The organism is Bacillus sp. T17B1 (assembly GCF_026796395.1).
Taxonomy (GTDB): domain Bacteria; phylum Bacillota; class Bacilli; order Bacillales; family Bacillaceae; genus Bacillus; species Bacillus spizizenii_A.
The window spans coordinates 1-22213 of sequence record NZ_JALAYA010000031.1; the positions used below are offsets into that span (position 1 = coordinate 1).

The 22213-nt window shown below is 42.4% G+C and carries 25 protein-coding genes, 1 pseudogene and 1 riboswitch; of the genes and pseudogenes, 23 read left to right on the forward strand and 3 right to left on the reverse strand.

Annotation, left to right across the window (positions count from 1 at the left end):
* Window positions 1-137: 137 nt before the first annotated feature.
* Complete coding sequence (locus tag MOF34_RS14590) at window positions 138-1010, reverse strand: DUF1002 domain-containing protein (protein WP_268400633.1); 873 nt, start codon at window positions 1008-1010, stop codon at window positions 138-140.
* 256 nt (window positions 1011-1266) lie between these two features.
* On the opposite strand from MOF34_RS14590, the gene MOF34_RS14595 reads away from it, so the two are divergent.
* The gene (locus tag MOF34_RS14595) at window positions 1267-1698 is read left to right on the forward strand and encodes a peptidylprolyl isomerase (protein WP_003223931.1); all 432 of its coding nucleotides are present in this window, start codon (window positions 1267-1269) and stop codon (window positions 1696-1698) included.
* 177 nt (window positions 1699-1875) lie between these two features.
* Here the strand turns inward: MOF34_RS14595 and MOF34_RS21040 are convergent.
* Window positions 1876-1948, reverse strand: a pseudogene (locus tag MOF34_RS21040) (spore germination protein); the annotation flags it as partial.
* A gap of 299 nt (window positions 1949-2247) precedes the next feature.
* Here MOF34_RS21040 and MOF34_RS14600 point away from each other — a divergent pair.
* The 8 genes from MOF34_RS14600 to ribT all read left to right on the forward strand — a co-directional run bounded on the left by MOF34_RS14600 (window position 2248) and on the right by ribT (window position 8318).
* Complete coding sequence (locus tag MOF34_RS14600) at window positions 2248-2454, forward strand: zinc ribbon domain-containing protein (protein WP_268400634.1); 207 nt, start codon at window positions 2248-2250, stop codon at window positions 2452-2454.
* A 395-nt stretch (window positions 2455-2849) separates the two neighbouring features.
* On the forward strand, window positions 2850-3404 hold the full coding sequence (sipS, locus tag MOF34_RS14605; RefSeq protein ID WP_268400635.1) for a signal peptidase I sipS: 555 nt from the start codon (window positions 2850-2852) through the stop codon (window positions 3402-3404).
* Window positions 3405-3640: 236 nt separating this feature from the next.
* Entirely contained in the window at window positions 3641-3985 is a 345-nt protein-coding gene (locus tag MOF34_RS14610) for a hypothetical protein (protein ID WP_019714830.1), read from the forward strand.
* Between the two features lie 120 nt (window positions 3986-4105).
* Window positions 4106-4250, forward strand: a riboswitch (FMN riboswitch).
* A gap of 129 nt (window positions 4251-4379) precedes the next feature.
* Complete coding sequence (gene ribD / locus MOF34_RS14615; protein ID WP_268400636.1) at window positions 4380-5465, forward strand: bifunctional diaminohydroxyphosphoribosylaminopyrimidine deaminase/5-amino-6-(5-phosphoribosylamino)uracil reductase RibD; 1086 nt, start codon at window positions 4380-4382, stop codon at window positions 5463-5465.
* A gap of 10 nt (window positions 5466-5475) precedes the next feature.
* Complete coding sequence (gene ribE / locus MOF34_RS14620; protein WP_019714828.1) at window positions 5476-6123, forward strand: riboflavin synthase subunit alpha; 648 nt, start codon at window positions 5476-5478, stop codon at window positions 6121-6123.
* Between the two features lie 14 nt (window positions 6124-6137).
* The gene (locus MOF34_RS14625; RefSeq protein ID WP_268400637.1) at window positions 6138-7334 is read left to right on the forward strand and encodes a bifunctional 3,4-dihydroxy-2-butanone-4-phosphate synthase/GTP cyclohydrolase II; all 1197 of its coding nucleotides are present in this window, start codon (window positions 6138-6140) and stop codon (window positions 7332-7334) included.
* Between the two features lie 32 nt (window positions 7335-7366).
* Window positions 7367-7831, forward strand: coding sequence for a 6,7-dimethyl-8-ribityllumazine synthase (ribH, locus tag MOF34_RS14630; RefSeq protein ID WP_019714826.1), 465 nt, complete (start codon window positions 7367-7369; stop codon window positions 7829-7831).
* 112 nt (window positions 7832-7943) lie between these two features.
* Window positions 7944-8318, forward strand: a complete 375-nt coding sequence (gene ribT / locus MOF34_RS14635; RefSeq protein ID WP_019714825.1) for a GNAT family N-acetyltransferase RibT — start codon at window positions 7944-7946, stop codon at window positions 8316-8318.
* A 13-nt stretch (window positions 8319-8331) separates the two neighbouring features.
* On the opposite strand, the gene MOF34_RS14640 is transcribed toward ribT, so the two are convergent.
* The gene (locus MOF34_RS14640; protein ID WP_268400638.1) at window positions 8332-8856 is read right to left on the reverse strand and encodes a DUF309 domain-containing protein; all 525 of its coding nucleotides are present in this window, start codon (window positions 8854-8856) and stop codon (window positions 8332-8334) included.
* Window positions 8857-9134: 278 nt separating this feature from the next.
* Here MOF34_RS14640 and scpA point away from each other — a divergent pair, with 278 nt between their 5' ends.
* The 14 genes from scpA (at window position 9135) to MOF34_RS14710 (ending at window position 22135) form a co-directional block, all read left to right on the forward strand.
* Window positions 9135-9890, forward strand: a complete 756-nt coding sequence (gene scpA, locus MOF34_RS14645) for a segregation/condensation protein A (RefSeq protein WP_268400639.1) — start codon at window positions 9135-9137, stop codon at window positions 9888-9890.
* Entirely contained in the window at window positions 9880-10473 is a 594-nt protein-coding gene (gene scpB, locus MOF34_RS14650) for an SMC-Scp complex subunit ScpB (RefSeq protein WP_019714822.1), read from the forward strand. Before scpA ends, scpB begins: the two co-directional genes overlap by 11 nt.
* Before the next feature lie 54 nt (window positions 10474-10527).
* Complete coding sequence (locus MOF34_RS14655) at window positions 10528-11067, forward strand: YpuI family protein (protein ID WP_019714821.1); 540 nt, start codon at window positions 10528-10530, stop codon at window positions 11065-11067.
* A gap of 124 nt (window positions 11068-11191) precedes the next feature.
* Window positions 11192-12340 (forward strand): D-alanyl-D-alanine carboxypeptidase DacB, encoded by a 1149-nt coding sequence (dacB, locus tag MOF34_RS14660; protein ID WP_268400640.1) that lies wholly within the window; start codon window positions 11192-11194, stop codon window positions 12338-12340.
* Window positions 12328-12918, forward strand: coding sequence for a spore maturation protein SpmA (spmA, locus tag MOF34_RS14665; protein ID WP_014114249.1), 591 nt, complete (start codon window positions 12328-12330; stop codon window positions 12916-12918). The genes dacB and spmA overlap by 13 nt, the downstream gene beginning before the upstream one ends.
* 4 nt (window positions 12919-12922) lie before the next feature.
* The gene (gene spmB / locus MOF34_RS14670; protein WP_003223896.1) at window positions 12923-13459 is read left to right on the forward strand and encodes a spore maturation protein SpmB; all 537 of its coding nucleotides are present in this window, start codon (window positions 12923-12925) and stop codon (window positions 13457-13459) included.
* Between the two features lie 91 nt (window positions 13460-13550).
* Window positions 13551-14285 carry a 23S rRNA pseudouridine(2605) synthase RluB gene (gene rluB / locus MOF34_RS14675; RefSeq protein ID WP_019714819.1) on the forward strand — a complete coding sequence of 245 codons (735 nt, stop codon included), beginning with the start codon at window positions 13551-13553 and terminating at the stop codon, window positions 14283-14285.
* Between the two features lie 93 nt (window positions 14286-14378).
* Window positions 14379-14918 (forward strand): thiol-disulfide oxidoreductase ResA, encoded by a 540-nt coding sequence (gene resA / locus MOF34_RS14680; protein ID WP_268400641.1) that lies wholly within the window; start codon window positions 14379-14381, stop codon window positions 14916-14918.
* Complete coding sequence (resB, locus tag MOF34_RS14685; protein WP_268400642.1) at window positions 14915-16543, forward strand: cytochrome c biogenesis protein ResB; 1629 nt, start codon at window positions 14915-14917, stop codon at window positions 16541-16543. Before resA ends, resB begins: the two co-directional genes overlap by 4 nt.
* 19 nt (window positions 16544-16562) lie before the next feature.
* A complete protein-coding gene (gene resC, locus MOF34_RS14690) occupies window positions 16563-17738 on the forward strand; it encodes a cytochrome c biogenesis protein ResC (protein ID WP_019714816.1) in 1176 nt (391 codons plus the stop codon).
* An 81-nt stretch (window positions 17739-17819) separates the two neighbouring features.
* Window positions 17820-18542 (forward strand): DNA-binding response regulator ResD, encoded by a 723-nt coding sequence (gene resD, locus MOF34_RS14695; protein ID WP_019714815.1) that lies wholly within the window; start codon window positions 17820-17822, stop codon window positions 18540-18542.
* Window positions 18539-20308, forward strand: coding sequence for a sensor histidine kinase ResE (resE, locus tag MOF34_RS14700; protein ID WP_019714814.1), 1770 nt, complete (start codon window positions 18539-18541; stop codon window positions 20306-20308). Before resD ends, resE begins: the two co-directional genes overlap by 4 nt.
* Window positions 20309-20511: 203 nt before the next feature.
* Window positions 20512-21096: an RNA polymerase sigma factor SigX gene (gene sigX / locus MOF34_RS14705; protein ID WP_019714813.1), complete on the forward strand. Its 585-nt coding sequence runs from the start codon at window positions 20512-20514 to the stop codon at window positions 21094-21096.
* Complete coding sequence (locus MOF34_RS14710; RefSeq protein WP_268400643.1) at window positions 21032-22135, forward strand: sigma-X negative effector; 1104 nt, start codon at window positions 21032-21034, stop codon at window positions 22133-22135. Before sigX ends, MOF34_RS14710 begins: the two co-directional genes overlap by 65 nt.
* The last annotated feature ends 78 nt before the right edge of the window (window positions 22136-22213 follow it).

Below are 22213 nucleotides of genomic sequence, written 5' to 3' on the forward strand. Positions count from 1 at the left end.
ACTCTCGTTGCCTTTTATATAGCGTAAGACCGCGTTGATTTTTTCTTCGTTTTTAAATTTAGCCAAAAGAAAAAGCACCTCCAAATTTTAGACTGTGTCTAAAATTTGGGGTGCACTTCATTTCTCGGCGCTTTTTATTATTTGAATATAGAAACAATCGCATTCCAGATAGATACGAAGAAATCAATGACTTTCCGGATGAAGTTTTTGCCCTCATCTGATTCTATGAATTTCGTAATCTTATCTTTCGCTTTATCAAGCTGGTCACCGACCTGTCCCCAGTCGATGTCAACATTTTTCATTTTATTGAATAGGGAGACAAGCTGATCCTTTTGGCTTTCTGTAAGTGTAACATTTAAATCAGAAGCTGCATTATCCACTTGTTTCTCAATGTCAGCTTTATTGTCAGGCACACCATTTTTAGCAAACTCTTCTTTGATTTTTGCAATGAGCGCAGCCGCATTTTCGTTACCGATTTTGTCTCCAAGCTCTGATGTCGTAACAAGCTCTTGGTTGGCTACTTGCTTAACATCCTCCGAAATCGCTTCATCAGAGGAAACTTCATACGCCTTAATCAATCCAGTTAAAGCCGCAGTCCCTGATACTTCAAACGGTGCTGTAACATACACCTTCGCATCTTTCACACCGGCTGTCATCAGGGCATTTAAATACATTTCATCTGTAATGCCGCTGATATTATGTGTTTCAACATTCAGACCAGAGCCTTTTTTGGCAATGGTTATCGATGATGAAGAAATCGCTCTTGATCCGATTTGAGCGCTTGATATATATTTACCTAAATATTCATGTTCTTCCTTATTGGTCACAGTTACCGTTGTGGCATTATCAGGGACATTCATTTCATCAAGCACTTTTTGTTTGTCTGATTCTGACAAATCAGCACCAAGTGTTACAATGACATCTCCAACTGCGGCATCCGCGAGACTGACCTTCGGAACCATCAGCAGCAAAACGGCCGCTGCCAGCATTCCAATCCATATTTTTTTCAAAGCAGTTTGACCTCCTTCAATTTCACAAGCAGCTGAATAGAGCTGCTTTGCGAGGACCTGAATCATGATGAAAATACAGTTCCGTTAGGTTAGACGGAGATAAAGAGATATAGGTTTCATTTTTATTTTTTGTAAAGCCGAGAGATTCGTTTTCCCCCGAAAGGTGTGGTATAATAGCCGCGACAAGGAGAGACAGGCTATAACCTATCATACATAATCTCCTTTGAAAATTAAAATAAAGAAAGTAGGCATACAATTGAAAACAGGTTACTTTTTATTAGAAGATGGTAACAAAATTGAATTTGAACTTTATCCTGAAGCAGCACCGGGTACTGTCGCAAACTTTGAAAAGCTTGCGAACGAGGGCTTTTATGACGGGCTTACATTCCACCGAGTGATTCCAGGCTTCGTGAGCCAAGGCGGCTGCCCTCACGGAACTGGCACAGGCGGTCCGGGATACACAATCAAATGTGAAACAGAAGGAAATCCGCATACACATGAAGCGGGCGCACTTTCTATGGCACACGCCGGAAAAGACACTGGAGGCAGCCAATTTTTCATCGTTCATGAGCCGCAGCCTCATTTGAACGGTGTTCACACTGTATTCGGAAAAGTAACAAGCGGACTAGAATTCGCGAAAAACATGTCTAACGGCGACGTCATGAAAGAAGTTCGTGTAGAAGGCTAATAGGCAGACGAAAAGCTTCCTCGTATCGGGGGAGCTTTTTTATTTTAAAAAATATACCCATAAAAACCCCCCTAGTGCTGAAGGCGGTTAATAAACAGGCATGTATTAGATTAAAGTGAGACTTTGTGGCGGGTGTTTCCTCGTCTTTTCGCTTGATGATAAAATGAGATGAAGATGTCCCGTATTCAAGCCGCCGGAACCAAACCACAGACACAGTTAATGGCCTGATCATAAAACTGCCCCCTGCACTGTGCTGTTATAGGATAATCAATCACACCATGCATATTATTCTATTTTTTTATATATAGTGTCAGAGTCGATAAGCACGCAAACTGATTTGTAAAAACATTTATCTTTGATTCTTTAAGCTTTGCATTTTTTAGCCAGTCATGGGGTATTCGTTCAAATTCAAACTGGAAAAATCAGCTTATTATGTCGATTTCATATGTAAAATTAAGAAAACTTTAAAGTTAAATGGTTCATTGAAAATGGGATTTTGTAGTAAAATAATCAAAACAAATGTGATGTTATGAAAAGGAGCTCGGCGTTATGAACAATAAAGGCTGTATAAAATGCGGAAGTACTGAAGCGGGACAAAAAGAAATCGCCACAACCGGCACGGGATTATCGAAATTGTTTGACGTGCAGCATAATCGTTTTCTCGTGGTGTACTGTAAGAATTGCGGATATTCAGAGTTGTATAACAAAGAATCCTCAACAGCCGGCAACATATTGGATTTGTTTTTTGGAGGCTAATGGCTTCAATGATTTTAAAAATATGATGGAGGAAAACGGGATGCCAGATTTGCACATTGGAATTGGCTGCCGCCAACATTCCAGTAACTTCAGCAGGCTGCCCGTAAACCTCATGATAGATATATGATCTAAAGATTTAGCATACGAATACTCTCTTTCTTCTAAACCTATCGCTTCTGAATTATGCAATACTTTTCGGACTCCCCTGTGTACCAATTTCCCTAGCGGCATTTGATGCAGGACTGGTTGTGGTTGACAAGAAAAAGATAGGCATGCTTTGGGTAGAAGATGAAGATTAATAGAGAGTGTAAAAATCATGTCAATGATCCTGATGGGATTTCTTTTTGATTCGTGATAACATAAATGGAAGATCGTTGATTATTGGAGGAAATCAGTTGAAATCAGAAAATGTTTCAAAGAAAAAAACAATATTAGAATGGGCAAAAGCAATTGTAATTGCTGTCGTTCTCGCTTTGCTCATTCGCCATTTTATTTTTGCGCCGTATGTCGTTGATGGAGACTCTATGTATCCTACACTTCATGACCGTGAAAGGGTTTTTGTCAATATGACAGTCAAATACATCGGCGAGTTTGATAGAGGAGACATCGTTGTATTAAACGGGGAGGATGTCCACTATGTCAAACGGATTATCGGCCTGCCTGGAGATAGGGTTGAAATGAAGAACGACCAGCTTTATATTAACGGGAAAAAGGTGGCCGAGCCTTATTTGGCACCCAATAAAAAGAGGGCGAAGCAGGACGGTTATGACCATTTGACCGATGATTTCGGCCCGGTTAAAGTGCCTGATGACAAGTATTTTGTGATGGGTGACAACCGGCGGAACTCAATGGACAGCCGAAACGGGCTAGGCCTCTTCACGAAAAAACAAATTGCGGGCAAGTCTAAGTTTGTTTTCTACCCGTTTAATGAAATGCGCAAAACAAATTAGGATCTAGCAGTTTCCTGAACAGGAGGCTGCTTTTTTTATTCCTTTTTTCGTTCATCCCCCAAAACCAGAACATAAATTCGTATAACTATAGAAAAGAATTTTTTGCAGAAATGTGAAACATATTCCCGTTATGCATCGTTATATTGATAATTTACGAGAATTTACGGTTTTTTATTCATGAAAAAAAGGAATAACTCATATGAATGAATAGATTCATATTGGCTGGAGGTTTAAAAATGGGAAGAATAAAAACCAAGATTACCATTCTGTTAGTGCTTTTGCTTTTACTTGCAGGCGGTTATATGTACATAAAAGATGTTGAACTGAAGGATGTTCCGACAGCAATTGGACAAACCTTGTCCTCGGAAGAAGAGGAATACACCATCCAGGAATATAAAGTGACGGAAATTGACGGCTCAGAGTATCATGGAGAAGCAGAAAACGGCACAAAAATCATCTTCAACGGAAAAAAATTAAATCAGGATTTGTCTGATATAAAAGAAGGCGACAAGATAAAGGCATACTTCAGCAAATCAAAGCGGATCGATGGTTTAATCAAGGTTGCCAAAGTAAATGATTAACAAAACATCACCTTTCGGATTGAAGGGTGACGTTTTGTTTTTCTGAAATTGTAAGTTTATTTCATTGCGTACTTTAAGAAGGATCGCTATAATAGCCAATAAGGACAAATGAATAAAGATTGTATCCTTCGGGGCAGGGTGGAAATCCCGACCGGCGGTAGTAAAGCGAATTCGCTTTAGAGCCCGTGACCCGTGTGCATAAGCGTGCGGTGGATTCAGTTTAAGCTGAAGCCGACAGTGAAAGTCTGGATGGGAGAAGGATGATGTGCCGCTATGCAATTGTATCAAAAATGCATAGTGTTATTTCCTATTGCGTAAAATACCTAAAGCCCCGGATTTTTAAAAATTCGGGGCCTTTTTTGACGGTAAATAACAAAAGAGGGGAGGGAAACAAATGGAAGAGTATTATATGAAGCTGGCATTAGATTTTGCGCAGCAGGGCGAAGGACAGACCGAATCTAATCCGCTCGTCGGCGCTGTTGTGGTTAAAGACGGACAAATTGTCGGAATGGGCGCCCATTTAAAATATGGCGAAGCACATGCAGAAGTTCATGCCATTCATATGGCCGGATCCCATGCAAAAGGTGCGGATATTTACGTTACACTCGAACCGTGCAGCCATTACGGAAAAACACCGCCATGTGCAGAACTGATTATCAACTCTGGCATCAAAAGAGTGTTCGTGGCGATGAGAGATCCTAACCCGCTTGTGGCTGGAAGAGGGATCAGCATGATTGAAAAAGCCGGTATTGAAGTAAAGGTAGGTATCCTAGCTGACCAGGCGGAGAAGCTGAATGAAAAATTTCTGCACTTCATGAGGACAGGCCTCCCTTACGTCACACTAAAGGCTGCCGCGAGCCTTGACGGAAAGACAGCTACCAGCACGGGCGACAGCAAATGGATCACGTCAGAGGCTGCCAGACAGGATGCTCAGCAATACAGGAAAACACACCAAAGCATTTTAGTCGGAGTTGGCACTGTAATAGCTGACAATCCGAGTTTAACTTGCAGGCTGCCGGGTGTGACAAAACAGCCGGTTCGGGTGATACTTGATACCGCACTCTCGATTCCTGAGGACACTCAAGTGATTTGCGATCAAGCAGCGCCGACATGGATTTTTACAACAGCGCGTGCAGACGAAGAAAAGAAAAAACGGCTTTCAGCTCTCGGTGTGAACATATTTACACTTGAAACTGAGCGCATTCAAGTTTCCGATGTTTTGAAAATCCTTGCGGAAGAAGGCATTATGTCGGTGTACGTGGAAGGCGGTTCAGCTGTTCACGGAAGCTTTGTCAAAGAAGGCTGTTTTCAAGAAATCATCTTCTATTTTGCCCCTAAACTAATCGGAGGAACGCATTCTCCCAGCTTAATCTCCGGTGAAGGTTTTCAATCTATGAAAGATGTCCCCTTATTACAATTCACTGATATAACCCAAATTGGCCGTGATATCAAACTAACGGCAAAACCGATAAACGAGTAGGATGGTGACCATGTTTACAGGAATTATTGAAGAAACAGGCACAATCGAATCCATGAAAAAAGCAGGGCATTCAATGGCCTTAACAATCAAATGCTCAAAGATTTTAGAGGATGTTCATCTGGGAGATAGCATTGCAGTGAACGGCATTTGTCTGACTGTCACTGATTTTACAAACAATCAATTCACAGTGGATGTTATGCCCGAAACAGTCAAAGCTACGTCACTAAATGAATTATCAAAAGGGAGCAAAGTAAATCTGGAAAGAGCGATGGCGGCAAACGGCCGTTTCGGAGGCCATTTCGTCTCAGGCCATGTCGACGGAACTGCTGAAATCACCCGAATTGAAGAGAAAAGCAACGCTGTTTACTATGATGTAAAGATGGACCCGTCTTTAACAAAAACACTGGTCTTAAAGGGATCAATTACCGTGGACGGCGTGAGCTTAACCATATTCGGGCTGACAGAAGACACAGTGACAATTTCTTTAATACCGCATACGATCAGCGAAACGACTTTTTCAGAAAAAACGATTGGCTCTAAAGTGAATATCGAATGCGATATGATCGGAAAATATATGTATCGATTTTTGCATAAAGCCAATGAAAATAAGACCCAACAATCCATAACAAAAGCCTTCTTAAGTGAAAACGGCTTTTAGAGAGGAAGATATGCATGTTTCATCCGATAGAAGAAGCACTAGACGCTTTAAAAAAAGGCGAAGTCATCATAGTTGTAGATGATGAAGACAGAGAAAATGAAGGAGACTTCGTGGCTCTTGCCGAGCATGCAACTCCAGAAGTGATTAACTTTATGGCGACACACGGAAGAGGGCTGATCTGCACGCCGCTCAGTGAGGAAATCGCAGACAAGCTTGATCTTCACCCTATGGTTGAGCATAATACAGATTCTCACCATACTGCATTTACGGTAAGCATTGACCACCGTAAAACGAAAACAGGCATCAGCGCTCAAGAAAGATCCTTTACCGTTCAAGCATTGCTGGACAGCAAATCTGTGCCGTCTGATTTTCAGCGTCCCGGACACATTTTTCCGCTGATTGCGAAAAAAGGAGGTGTCCTGAAAAGAGCGGGTCATACAGAAGCTGCTGTTGATCTTGCCGAAGCCTGTGGATCTCAAGGAGCGGGCGTCATTTGTGAAATTATGAATGAAGACGGAACGATGGCAAGAGTGCCTGAGCTCATTGAAATTGCGAAAAAGCATCAATTAAAAATGATCACCATTAAAGATTTGATTCAATACCGTTACAATCTAACAACACTTGTCGAGCGTGAAGTCGACATTACGCTGCCTACTGATTTTGGCACATTCAAGGTTTACGGATATACAAATGAGGTAGACGGAAAAGAGCATGTCGCATTTGTGATGGGAGATGTGCCGTTCGGTGAAGAACCGGTGTTGGTCCGGGTGCATTCAGAATGTCTCACAGGTGACGTGTTTGGATCTCATCGCTGTGACTGCGGCCCGCAGCTGCACGCCGCGCTGACGCAAATTGCCGAAGAAGGCCGGGGAGTGCTCTTGTATTTGCGCCAAGAAGGCCGAGGCATCGGTTTAATCAATAAATTAAAAGCTTATAAGCTTCAGGAACAAGGCTATGACACCGTAGAAGCCAATGAGGAGCTTGGATTCTTGCCTGACCTTCGCAACTATGGCATCGGTGCACAAATGTTACGCGACCTCGGTGTGCAGAATATGAAGCTTTTGACGAATAACCCTCGAAAAATTGCCGGCCTTGAAGGTTATGGCCTCAGCATTTCAGAAAGAGTGCCTCTTCAAATGGAGGCAAAAGAGCACAATAAAAAATATTTGCAAACCAAAATGAACAAGCTGGGTCATTTACTTCATTTCTAATCACAAATATCACAAAAAAGGATGGGAATCATATGAATATCATACAAGGAAATTTAGTTGGTACAGGTCTTAAAATTGGAATCGTAGTAGGAAGATTTAATGATTTTATTACAAGCAAGCTGCTGAGCGGTGCGGAAGATGCGTTGCTCAGACACGGCGTAGACACAAATGATATCGATGTGGCTTGGGTGCCAGGCGCATTTGAAATACCGTTTGCAGCGAAAAAAATGGCGGAATCAAAAAAATATGACGCTATTATCACACTGGGTACTGTCATCAGAGGCGCGACGACACATTACGATTATGTCTGCAATGAAGCTGCAAAGGGCATCGCGCAAGCAGCAAACACTACGGGTGTACCTGTCATCTTTGGAATTGTGACAACTGAAAACATCGAACAGGCGATCGAGCGTGCCGGCACAAAAGCGGGCAATAAAGGTGTAGATTGTGCTGTTTCTGCCATAGAAATGGCAAATTTAAACCGTTCATTTGAATAATTTGCTGAAAACAGTTTAAAAATATGGCGAAAATGATATAATGTGAGAAAACGGATCACCTATTCGTATCCGTTAATAGCAGACTGGACATTTTGGATATAGAGGGGTTTTTATGTTAATTCGTTATAAAAAATCGTTTGAAAAGATTGCGATGGGACTTCTTTCGTTCATGCCGAATGAAAAAGATCTTAAGCAGCTTCAGCAGACAATTAAGGACTACGAAACGGATACAGACCGCCAGCTCTTTCTTTGGAAAGAGGACGAGGATATTGTCGGAGCAATCGGAGTTGAAAAAAAGGATTCTAAGGTAGAGATCCGGCATATCAGTGTGAATCCTTCTCATCGCCATCAAGGAATCGGAAAACAGATGATGGATGCTTTAAAGCATTTATTTAAAACGCAGGTACTGGTTCCAAATGAATTAACGCAGAGCTTTTTCGAACGTTGTCAAGGTCAGCAGGATCAAGACATTTCATACAATAATTAAGCAGAGGCTGAAATCAGCCTCTGCTTTTTTTTCTCCGTTCTATTTCTTTTTCACGTTCAAGGATGACGTCAGTCCGATCCCGCAAACGGTGCTTGTCGATAAGAAACGTATCGGTGAGTGTGCTGGGCTGCCCCCATGTGTACTCTTTTTTCTTGCATTCAGTTCGGCATGCTTCCTCCAGCTTCTCATCTTTGATCGGCAGCATAATGCTTTTATAGGAAGCGCCTGTTTCGATTTGTTCGTAAACCGACTGCATAAGTTCGAGTAAGCGGCTATGATCAAGCCCCAAGCCTTCGACCGCTTGTTTTTCCGCTCGAAGAATCCGGATGCTGTTCGCCATCAGTCTTTTTGCCCCGGCTGTATTCTGCCTTCTGTGATGATACAAAGCAACCGCGAGCTGTATAAAACCGACCCAATAAACTTTTCGATTATTTGGCGGATCTTCCTTCCAATATTCTTCTAATATTTCATGGCATTCAAAGTAATCCCGTGTCGCGTGAAATTCAACGAGATAATCGATATAAGCTTTTGGATACAAGATGCTTCCTCCTTTAATCTGCCTTTAGTGTAACACAGGAAGGAGCAAAGGAAAAAAGAACGCTTAGTCCGGTTTTGAAAGGGGAACTGCCGCTAAGACTTTTTTCTCCCGCCTCCTTTGTTATAGTCAGAGCGAACTCTTTTTTTATTTTGAATATTCTGTACAAATGCTTTAAAACAGGAAATGAAATAGTATTGGACGAGAGCTTTTTGGTGGCTTATACTAAAGGGTAGCCAGTTTATCCGGCAATGAGAGTGATACTTGAAAATGGTGAGATGATGGAAGAATATCAAGTAAAAATTGATACGTTTGAGGGCCCATTGGACCTGCTGCTTCATTTAATCAATCGTCTTGAAATTGACATATATGATATACCTGTGGCGAAGATCACTGAACAATATTTATTATATGTACATACGATGCGTGTGCTTGAGCTCGATATTGCTAGCGAGTATTTGGTCATGGCTGCCACGCTGCTCAGCATTAAAAGCAGAATGCTGCTCCCGAAGCAAGAGGAGGAGCTTTTTGAAGATGAATTACTTGAAGAAGAAGATCCACGGGAAGAATTGATTGAAAAGCTGATCGAGTATAGAAAATATAAAGATGCGGCGAAGGATTTAAAAGAACGGGAAGAAGAAAGACAAAAATCGTTCACAAAACCGCCGAGTGATTTGAGCGAATATGCAAAAGAAGTAAAACAGTCTGAGCAAAAGCTCTCTGTCACGGTCTATGATATGATCGGGGCTTTTCAAAAAGTGCTGAAGCGCCAAAAAATAACTAGGCCGATAGCAACAACAATTACCAGACAAGAAATACCAATTGAAGACAGAATGAACGAAATCGTGCACAGCCTGAAATCAAGAGGAACGAGAATTAACTTTATGGACCTGTTTCCGTATGAGCAAAAAGACCATTTAGTTGTGACTTTTCTAGCTGTTCTCGAGCTGATGAAAAATCAGCTGGTGCTCATTGAACAGGAGCATAATTTTTCAGATATTTACATTATGGGGAGTGAATCCATTCATGGGGCTTGATATCGTGAATTGGAAAGCTATAGTGGAGGCCCTTCTTTATGCGGCTGGCGATGAAGGGCTCACAAAAAAGCAGCTGTTAACAGTGCTTGAAATCGAAGAGCCAGAACTGAATACCATCATGGCGGATGTAGCGGACGAATACCGCGGGGATACAAGAGGCATTGAACTTATTGAATATGCAGATACGTACATGCTCTCTACCAAAAAAGATTTTGCGCCATACTTGAAAAAACTGATTGAAGTGCCATCAAAGGGCCTGTCTCAAGCATCTTTGGAAGTGTTGGCTATTGTTTCATATAAACAGCCGATTACGAGAGCAGAAATTGAAGAAATCAGAGGTGTAAAATCAGAGCGTATTTTACACAGCCTTGTCGCGAAGGCGCTATTGTGTGAGGTCGGACGGGCTGACGGCCCGGGACGGGCTATTTTATACGGCACAACGCCGACTTTTCTTGAACAATTTGGTCTGAAAACGCTGGACGAGCTTCCGCCGCTGCCTGAAAATGCGGAAGAAGACGTTCCTCAAGAAGAAGCAGATTTATTTTTTGAAAACTTTAACCAAACCTTCGAAGATATAAAATAGAAGTTTAATGAATCGCGCTTTTTCATCATCATAAGATATAAGGAAGAAGCTATCATGAAAGAAGCAAAATGTGAGAGACAAAGACATGAGGGGAAGATACCAAACGAAATGGGACATTCGATTGTGCGAGCGCAGACTCAAAAAACAGGCGAATTCTTATCAATGGTTGTCAATACCGTTAACGATTACCTAAATCAAACGACGCTGGAGTCCTTACAGGCTGAATTGCCTACTGAGAAAGGGTATTGCTGTGATGTGCTGAGCACTCTGAGAAGAATGACAGTATTTTGTGAAGGAGGCGCAGAAGCGTGCCGCCGTCTCCTGACGCAGGAGCCTTTTCAGGAAGCCAGGGCGGAAAAAACACTTTATAATGTATATCACCAATGCATTGAAGAGTTCTTTATGCCGAAAAAAGACACGTGGTGTGAAAATAGCCGGGCATCTTATACCGGGGTCAGCGCAATTGAGTTTTACCATGCTGTTCCTGCATCCCTTGAGCAATTATTATTGCCGCTGAGCGCAGCCTTTCTGAAGATGAGGGAAGAGCTGGCTCATTACGAGGCGTCCGGATCAAGCATGGCGCCAATCAGATAATTTTTACTCTCCCTTTTTCAGGGAGAGTTTTTTTATGTTTGCCTGCAGATCCATATTTGTTATTCATAACTGGTGGACATGCGCATAAACTTGTACAAACCACCACAAGGACGTGAGAGCAAACATGCGCATTTTCAAAAAAACAGTATTTATGGTCATGATTTTATTTCTGATTGCAAATGTAAATGTGAACACAGCACATGCTGCTATAGATGTCAGTGCAAAAAGCGCGATCGTTATTGACGGAGCGTCAGGCAGAGTGTTATTTGCCAAAGATGAGCATCAGAAAAGGCGGATTGCAAGCATCACAAAAATCATGACGGCCGTTCTCGCCATCGAATCCGGCAAAATGGATGAAACGGTGACGGTTTCGTCAAATGCTGTCAGAACAGAAGGCTCTGCCATTTATTTAACAGAAGGTCAAAAAGTGAAATTAAAAGATCTTGTGTATGGCCTCATGCTGAGATCAGGAAACGACGCCGCTGTCGCAATTGCTGAACATGTCGGTGGAAGCCTCGATGGATTTGTTTATATGATGAATCAAAAAGCCGAGCAGCTTGGCATGGAGAATACCCGTTTTCAAAATCCGCATGGATTGGACGACCATGAAAATCATTACTCAACAGCTTATGACATGGCCATATTAACCAAATACGCTATGAAGCTGAAAGACTATCAAAAGATTTCCGGCACGAAAATATACAAAGCAGAATCGATGGAAAGCGTCTGGAAAAACAAAAATAAACTGCTGACTATGCTTTATCGATACAGTACAGGAGGAAAAACAGGCTATACAAAACTTGCAAAACGGACACTGGTCTCAACGGCTTCAAAGGACGGCATAGATCTGATAGCCGTCACCATAAATGACCCTAACGATTGGGATGATCATATGAAGATGTTTAACTATGTATTTGATCATTATCAAACCTATTTAATTGCGAAAAAAGGGGACATTCCAAAGCTGAAAGGCACATTTTATGAATCGAAGGCATTTATCAAACGTGACATCACCTATTTGCTAACCGAAGAGGAAAAAGAAGATGTTAACATTCAAACCACGCTCCTTAAGCCGAAGAAAACATGGGAAAAAGACGCCTCAAAAATTCCCGACATCGTAGGGCATATGAAGATCATGTTCAACGATGAAACCATCGCAAAAGTGCCGATCTATTATGAAAATGACCGACATCAAAAACCGAAGAAACGATTTTTTGAAACGTTTAAATCAATCTTTTTGAATGCGGCTGGCGGGGCAAAATGGTCAATATAATTTGGGTCAGCTTAACTGTGATCGGACTTGTTTTTGCGATGTGCAACGGAACTCTGCAAGATGTAAATGAAGCCGTATTTAAGGGTGCAAAGGAAGCCGTTACAATTTCATTCGGACTGATGAGCGTACTTGTTTTCTGGCTTGGTTTAATGAAAATAGCCGAGCAATCAGGGCTTTTGGATATTTTCAGCCGGATGTGCAGGCCCTTTATATCTAAACTGTTCCCTGATATACCGCCGGATCACCCGGCAATGGGCTACATTTTATCTAATCTCATGGCGAACTTCTTCGGTCTCGGGAATGCAGCAACTCCGCTTGGCATTAAAGCAATGGAGCAAATGAAAAAGCTAAATGGGAACCGAACGGAAGCAAGCCGGTCGATGATTACTTTTTTAGCGGTGAATACGTCCTGCATCACCCTCATTCCGACAACCGTAATCGCTGTTCGAATGGCTTATTCCTCCAAAACGCCGACGGATATCGTCGGACCTAGTATTTTAGCGACACTTATTTCCGGAATCGGCGCCATTATCATTGACCGGTATTTTTATTACCGCCGCAAAAAGAAGGGAAGGTGAGCGGATGGAAATCATCAACTGGCTGTCTTTAGCCATGATTCCGATCATAATTGCCGGAATTCTTCTTTATGGAACTATTAAAAAGGTTCCCACATATGAATCGTTCGTCGAAGGCGGAAAAGAAGGGATAGAAATCGCTTTTTCCATTATCCCCTACTTAGTCGGAATGCTTGTCGCCATAACTGTTTTCAGATCATCAGGCGCGCTTGATTTTATAATGGACCTTTTAAAACCAGTTTTCTCTGCTATCGGCATCCCCGCTGAGGTAGTGCCGCTTGCGCTGATCCGTCCGATCTCCGGTACGGCTGCACTTGGCATGACGACAGACTTAATTGCAGTATACGGACCTGATTCCTTTATCGGCAGGCTGGCTTCGGTCATGCAGGGATCAACAGATACAACGCTTTACGTACTGACTGTGTATTTCGGAGCGGTCGGCATTAAAAAAATGGGTGATGCATTAAAGGTGGGACTTCTTGCAGATTTAATCGGCGTAGTTGCATCTATCATCATCGTTACGTTATTATTTGGGAGCGCCTGAAAACGGCGTTTTTTTTAGATTTGGCATAGGAATTTGAAAAAGCTTGTTTGTTAGGGTTGAAAAAAGTAAGATAATACTTGAGGTGAAAGACATGGAAAGACTGCAAAAAGTGATTGCTCATGCCGGAGTTGCATCGCGCAGAAAGGCAGAAGAGCTGATTAAAGAAGGAAAAGTAAAGGTGAATGGCAAAGTAGTAACAGAGCTTGGTGTAAAAGTTACCGGTTCTGATCAGATTGAGGTAAACGGGTTAAAGGTTGAACGTGAAGAGCCGGTTTACTTTCTCTTATATAAACCAAGAGGCGTTATTTCTGCAGCCCAAGATGACAAAGGGCGCAAAGTCGTGACGGACTTTTTTAAAGAAGTCCCGCAGCGCATTTACCCGATTGGGCGTCTGGATTATGATACGAGCGGTCTTTTGCTTTTAACCAATGACGGCGAGTTTGCCAATAAGCTGATGCACCCTAAGTATGAAATCAACAAAACATACGTGGCGAAGGTGAAAGGGATCCCGCCTAAAGAGCTGCTCAGAAAGCTGGAGCGCGGCATCAGGCTTGAAGAAGGCAAAACGGCGCCTGCGAAAGCGAAGCTGCTGTCTTTGGATAAGAAGAAGCAAACAAGCATTATTCAGCTGACGATTCATGAAGGACGCAACAGACAGGTGCGCCGGATGTTCGAAGCGATCGGGCATGAGGTAATCAAGCTGAAGCGTGAAGAATACGCGTTTTTAAACCTGCGAGGCTTGCACACGGGAGATGCCAGAGAGCTAACACCGCATGAAGTCAAAAGGCTCAGAGCGCTGGCGGATCATGGTAAAAACGCTTTCTAAATTTCACATAACCTTCAAAAAGTAAGAAATGTGAAATGAACGTGCAATGATATAATTGAATGGATCTGCAATAGGGGAAGGGGGCAGTGGACAATGAAGAAAAAAAGGCGTTTATTCATTCGGACCGGCATCCTTCTCGTTTTAATCTGTGCACTTGGCTATACCATTTACAACGCTGTATTTGCCGGTAAAGAGAGTATATCCGAAGGGTCCGATGCACCTATTTTTGTCCTTGAAGATACGAATGGGGAACGTATCAAGCTGAGTGACTTAAAAGGAAAAGGTGTTTTTTTGAACTTCTGGGGTACATGGTGTGAACCGTGCAAAAAAGAATTCCCTTATATGGCGAACCAATATAAGCATTTTAAAGACCAAGGTGTCGAAATTGTCGCGGTAAATGTTGGGGAGTCAAAGATAGCAGTACATAATTTTATGAAATCCTACGGAGTCAATTTCCCGGTTGTTCTGGATACAGATCGCCAAGTGCTTGATGCCTATGACGTATCTCCGCTTCCGACAACCTTTTTAATCAATCCGGAAGGAAAAGTTGTCAAGGTGGTGACCGGCACTATGACAGAAAGCATGATACATGACTATATGAATCTAATAAAACCCGGAGAGACTTCGGGATGAAACAAGTCAAATGTGAATGCGGACATGTAAACCCGGTCGGAACCGTTCTATGTGAATCGTGCGGCAGAGCTCTCCAAGAAACTCAGCCTCCGCTTGCTGATATGAGATATGACGGAAGTGCAAGACGTTCACAAACCTATAACAAAACGATCATCGATAAAATTTGGAATTTCTTTTCTTCGGTTAAGGTGGGAATTTGGCTTATCGTCATAACCCTTGCCGCATCAGCGTTCGGCACCATTTTTCCCCAAGAAGATTATTTGCCTCCGGGCGCACAGGCTGATACTTATTACAAAGAGCAGTACGGTACGTTCGGCCAGCTTTATTATTTGCTCGGGTTTCACCATTTATATGGATCTTGGTGGTATTTGCTGCTCATTGCATCGATCGGCATTTCACTTGTGATTTGCAGCCTCGACCGGGTCATTCCATTGTATAGAGCGTTAAAAAACCAAGGTGTCAGAAGGAGTCCTGCTTTTTTAAGAAGGCAGCGCTTGTTCAGTGAAACGGATACTGTACTGGACGGGGAAGCAAAAGAAAAGATTGCTGCTCTCTTAAAGAAAAAGCATTATAGGATCAGAGAAAAAGAGGGCAGTCTTCTTGCCGAAAAAGGGCGTTTTTCACGCTGGGGCCCGTATGTCAACCACATTGGATTGATTATCTTTCTGATAGGTGCGATGCTGAGATTTGTTCCTGGCATGTACGTCGATGAAACGCTTTGGGTCAGAGAAGGCGAAACTGCAGCAATTCCGGGAACAGAAGGAAAATATTATTTGAAAAACAATCAATTCAGCGTAGAGACCTATAACAGCAAAACAGAAAAAAAGGTATTCGCAGATGCCATTGACAGAGTCGGGGACGGCAGAGTTGCAAAGAACTTCCAAACAGATGCCGTACTCTACAAGAGAGAAGGAAAAATTGTTTATGGCGAGAAACCAAAGCTGAAAAAAGTAACAGAAAAGGACATTCGTGTCAATCAGCCACTGCGTTTTGATTCCTTTTCCGTTTACCAGGTGGATTATAAAGAGAATCAGCTTGATCAGATGGTGTTCCAACTAATAGATAAAAAAACCAAAAAATCCTTTGGGAGCTTGAAGATCAACCTTCTGGATCCAGATTCGGTTTATGATCTTGGTAACGGTTACAAAGTTGAAGTTGCCAGCTATCTGCCAGATTTCTATTTTAATCAGGATGGAGAGCCGAGTACAAAAACAAAAATCCCTAACAACCCGGCTTTTGTTTTTAATATCATAACGCCGGACAAACCGAAGGGTGAAAAAAGCTTTGTTGCCATCCAAGAAACAATCGAAGGCTCAGGCAGCAATAAATACAAGCTGAAATTTGACCATGTCGAGACGAAAAACATTACTGGACTCACAGTCAGAAAGGATTTGACGCTCTGGGTGCTTGCCGTCGGCGGAGCCATTTTTATGATCGGTGTCATTCAAGGTATGTACTGGCAGCACCGAAGAATCTGGCTGCACTCGCAGGATGGCACAGTCATGGTGGCGGGGCATACGAATAAAAACTGGTATGGCCTGAAGAAGGATTTAGCCTTTGTATTGGCTGATTCCGGATTGACTGAACCGGAGGACCAAAAAGAATTAATCAAAACACAGAAATAGGCGAAAAGGGAGTGATGTCATGGCAGAGCTGAGCGGAAATTTTCTTTATGCGGCCTTTCTTGTGTATTTAATCGCTGTCCCGATTTTCGGCGGGGCCATACGCGGAAATAAAGATAAAAAGGGCAAGCCAAACCGATGGGCCAACATAGGAATGACCCTTTCTATTATTGGTTTTCTCTGCCACTTGGGATATTTCATCACAAGGTGGGCTGCCAGCGGCCATGCGCCTGTCAGCAATATGTTTGAATTCACCACTGCCTTTGGCATGATGCTTGTTTTGGCGTTTATTATTTTATATTTTATCTATAGATTGCCTTCGTTGGGCCTGTTTACGCTGTCAATCGCTTTATTGCTGATCGCTTATGCAAGCATGTTTCCGACGGATATCTCACCCTTAATTCCGTCACTGCAGAGCAATTGGCTGTATATTCACGTAACAACAGCCGCGCTTGGGCAAGCTATACTTGCCATCAGCTTCGTCGCAGGTGTCATCTTTCTATTGAAGCACGTAGACCAGACAAAACCAAGCAAAAAAACGTTCTGGCTTGAAGCGATTATGTTTATCCTGGTCACAACTGTCGCCTTTATTGCGATCACATCAGCTTTTCGTATCGCAGGCTATGAAGCGGAGTTTAACTGGGTGGATAAAAATAAAGAAAAAAGCGTGATGGTGTACGAAATGCCTGCGCTTGTCGGCCCGCATCAGGGGGAGCTTTTGACCGAGGGGAGAATGGAGCCGCTTGCTGAGCTTCCTGCCCTTTTCTCAGGGAGAAAGGTGAACACAGTGATTTGGTCATTTGGAGCAGGGCTTGTTTTGTATGGCGCGCTTCGTCTGATCATCAGAAAAAGAATTAGCGCTCTGTTACATCCGCTTGTAAAAAACGTCAATCTTGATCTGGTGGATGAGGTTGGGTACAGGGCCGTTTCCATCGGGTTTCCAATCTTTACGCTCGGCGCGCTGATCTTTGCGATGATTTGGGCTCAGCTCGCGTGGACCAGATTTTGGGGCTGGGACCCGAAGGAAGTATGGGCGCTGATCACGTTTTTGTTCTATGCCGCTTACTTGCACTTAAGACTGTCAAGAGGCTGGCACGGTGAGAAGTCAGCATGGCTGGCCGTAATCGGTTTTGCTATTATTATGTTTAATTTAATATTCGTAAATCTAGTGCTTGCCGGACTTCATTCTTATGCATAGTCCTTAGAAAGCGACACAGTTCTCAAACTTTCTCATGATTTGATAAAATGAAAGTAACAGAAGGAAAGCAGGGGGAAAACGATGGACCAAACGAACGAAACCAAAATATTAGTAGTTGATGACGAAGCCAGAATTCGCCGCCTTTTAAGAATGTACCTTGAACGTGAAAATTATGTCATAGACGAAGCGGAAAATGGTGATGAAGCCATTGCCAAAGGGCTTGAAGCCAATTATGACTTAATTTTGCTTGATCTGATGATGCCGGGGACTGACGGAATTGAAGTGTGCCGGCAAGTTCGGGAGAAAAAAGCGACACCAATCATCATGCTGACTGCAAAAGGAGAAGAAGCAAACCGGGTGCAGGGATTTGAAGCGGGAACAGATGATTATATTGTCAAGCCGTTCAGCCCGAGAGAAGTCGTGCTGCGGGTAAAAGCCCTTTTGAGAAGAGCATCCCAAACCTCTTATTTGAATGCCAATACACCGACGAAAAATGTACTCGTGTTTTCACATCTGTCCATTGACCATGATGCCCATCGCGTAATGGCTGATGGAACAGAAGTAAGCCTGACGCCGAAAGAGTATGAACTTTTATACTTCTTAGCGAAAACACCTGACAAAGTGTATGATCGGGAAAAGCTTCTGAAAGAAGTGTGGCAATATGAGTTTTTTGGTGATCTGCGGACAGTAGACACTCACGTCAAACGCCTGAGAGAGAAGCTGAACAAGGTATCTCCGGAAGCTGCGAAAAAAATTGTCACCGTATGGGGTGTAGGCTATAAATTTGAGGTAGGCGCTGAATGAAATTTTGGAAAAGCGTAGTAGGCAAGCTGTGGTTTACGATCCTTTCGCTTGTGTTGATCGTATTGTTCATTTTAACGGTTCTTTTGCTGGAATTTATTGAGAATTATCATGTGGAAGAAGCCGAGAATGATTTAACACAGCTTGCGAATAAAGTTGCTGTCATCCTAGAAAATCACGAGGACCAGGCACTGGCAAGATCAATCACTTGGGAGCTCGCTGATAACTTAACAAGCATTGCCATTATTCAGGATGAGAAAAAGCACTGGTATTCCCCGAACGATAAAAATCGGCTGTCGTCCATTACGGTTGAGCAAATACAGCATGACAAAGACTTGAATAAAGCTCTCCAAGACCATAAAAAAGTAAGCAAACGAACGGGGCTGAGCAATACAGACACGGATAATGAACGTCTGATTGTAGGTGTCCCGTATGAAAAAGACGGAAAGAAAGGCATGGTCTTTTTATCTCAGTCTTTGCTTGCCGTTAAAGATACAACAAAGCACACGACCCGCTATATTTTCCTGGCCGCGGGAATTGCAATTATACTGACCACATTTTTTGCTTTCTTCTTATCAAGCAGGGTCACGTATCCGCTCCGAAAAATGAGAGAAGGCGCACAGGATTTGGCTAAGGGCAAGTTCGATACAAAAATCCCGATTTTAACTCAGGATGAAATCGGTGAACTGGCAACCGCTTTTAATCAAATGGGCCGGCAGCTTAACTTTCATATTAATGCGCTCAATCAAGAAAAAGAGCAGCTTTCTAACATCTTGAGCAGTATGGCTGACGGGGTCATTACCATTAATATCGACGGTACAATTCTTGTGACAAACCCTCCGGCCGAACGTTTTCTACAGGCTTGGTATTATGAGCAGAATATGAATATTAAAGAAGGCGATAACCTTCCGCCTGAAGCAAAAGAGCTGTTCCAAAATGCTGTCAGCACTGAAAAAGAGCAAATGGTTGAGATGACGCTGCAAGGCAGATCATGGGTGCTCTTGATGTCGCCGCTATATGCGGAATCGCATGTCAGAGGAGCAGTTGCCGTGCTGCGCGACATGACTGAAGAACGCCGTCTTGATAAGCTGCGGGAGGACTTTATCGCAAATGTCAGCCATGAGTTGAGAACACCGATCTCTATGCTTCAAGGGTACAGTGAAGCAATTGTTGATGACATTGCAAGCTCTGAAGAAGACCGGAAAGAAATAGCTCAAATCATATATGATGAATCGTTGCGAATGGGCCGTCTAGTCAATGATTTGCTTGATCTAGCCCGAATGGAATCAGGCCATACAGGTTTGCATTATGAAAAAATCAATGTCAATGAATTTTTAGAGAAAATCATTCGAAAATTTTCCGGTGTTGCTAAAGAAAAAAATATTACTTTACATCAAGACATTTCTCTCACTGAAGAAGAATTTATGTTTGATGAAGACAAGATGGAGCAGGTATTTACCAACTTGATTGATAACGCGCTGAGGCATACTTCATCGGGCGGCAGTGTTTTCATTGCAGCCCATTCTGTGAAAGATGGATTGAAAATTGATATCAAAGACTCTGGATCTGGCATTCCGGAAGAAGATCTGCCATTTATCTTTGAGCGGTTCTATAAAGCAGATAAAGCGCGGACAAGAGGCAGAGCAGGAACAGGTCTTGGGTTGGCTATCGTTAAAAATATCGTGGAAGCCCACAACGGATCGATTACGGTGCACAGCCGAATGGATAAAGGAACGACATTTACATTTTATATTCCGACAAAACCATAAAATTGGGTCTGAATTTGCCGAAGAATCTTGTTCCATAAGAAACACCCGCTAATCGAGCGGGTGTTTTTTTAAAGGCCAATATTAATAAAATTTAAGGATATGTTAATATAAATTCCCTTCCAAATTCCAGTTTCTCGTAATATAGTTGTAATGTAACTTTTCAAGCTATTAATACGACAAAAAAGTGAACGGAGGGGTTTCAAATGGAAGAAACCTTTCAATTATTATATGACACATATCATCAAGATTTGTACCAATTTTTATTTTATATGGTAAAGGATAAAAGCCAGGCAGAAGATCTTCTTCAGGAGGTTTATATCCGCGTATTACATTCTTATCATACGTTTGAAGGAAGAAGCAGTGAAAAGACATGGCTTTTGTCGATCGCACGCCATGTTGCGATAGACTGGTTCCGTAAACAGCAGACGATCAGACAGCGTATACTCGGCACATTTGATTGGGATACACAGGATGTCAGAGATCAGCAATTGCTTCCGGACGAACTTGCTGTTCAACATGAAAATGTCCGGGAAATTTATGCTGCGCTTGATCAATGCACGATCGATCAAAGAGCTGTGATCATCTTGCGGTTTATTCAGGGATATTCAATTCAGGAAACAGCCAATGCTCTGCGCTTCTCGGAAAGCAAAGTCAAAACGACCCAACACAGAGGGCTCAAAGTACTTCGGAAACATATGGAGCTTTTGAGGGAGGAGCTAATGGATGATGAAGTCAGAATGGAACGAAGAACAAATAAAGGAGTTGTTAAGTCAACTTCCGGCAGTTAAAGACCATCGTTCGCCTCAGGATATTTACAAGCGGCTGACGATGGCAAAAAGCAAAAAAAAGCCCGCTGTTAGGTGGATTGGCCCCGCGTGTGCCGCTACAATTGCGGTTTTTATCGCCTTCATTATTTCTCCTCATTTCTTTGACCAGGCACAGCTTCAACAAAAAGAAGCGTCCCAAGAGAACGCTGTAACGAAAACCGAGACAGCAGACAGCCCAAAAGCTGTATCATCCTTGGATCAGACATCGTTTGTTGTTCCTGAAAAGGAACAGAAAAACTACATCACTGTAGCGGTTGCTGATGCCGATACATCCGCCATCATACCCATCAGCATTAAAAAAACAAACGCAGACCAAACGATCCAGGACATGCTGTCTGTAAACAGTGAATTGGATATCCTTGATCATGCTATTACAATTCCGTCCTTCATAAATGAACTTGAGGTAATAGAAAAACCAAACCAGAAGGAATTAAGTATACGAGTCCATCAGCCTATTCAGGCTTTTTCTGTAAAGGATGATAAACTGTTAAAAAAATTGCTGAAAGAATCTTTAAAATGGAGTCCATATGAAAAAATTAAATTTTTATCATATCAAAACGAAAGTGGAGTCCGTATAGGCTCATATGGCACCTTTACAGAAATTACGATTCCCAAACAGTCAAAAAGAGCTTATTACTTGTATCAAAATGAACAAGGGAACTTTCTCGTACCGTCAGAAAAAACATTCGATACGGTAAAAGAAGCCATTAAGGATATGGAATCGAACAATGATGCAGATACAATTCCTCTAATTCAAACGGGGGCTGTCCAATCTGTAACGAAGAAACAAAAACACTTATATATTCACTTCTCAAAAGGCTCAGAAGTTGAGGATTCCCTTGCTGGTATCTTAATGATTGAGGGACTACTTTTAACAGCAAAAGAGTTTGGTTTTTCAGAAGTGACCTTTACGGAAACCAGAACAAAAAAAATCGGCAGATATGACGTATCAGAGGCAATTCCGGTACCAGCTGCTCCAAATCCGATTTCCTTAAATTAAAAAAGGGCCCTTGCAGGCTCTTTTTTAGTTGCAATTCATATAATAGAAATTTCAAAAAAATAGTTGGGCGTGTATAAT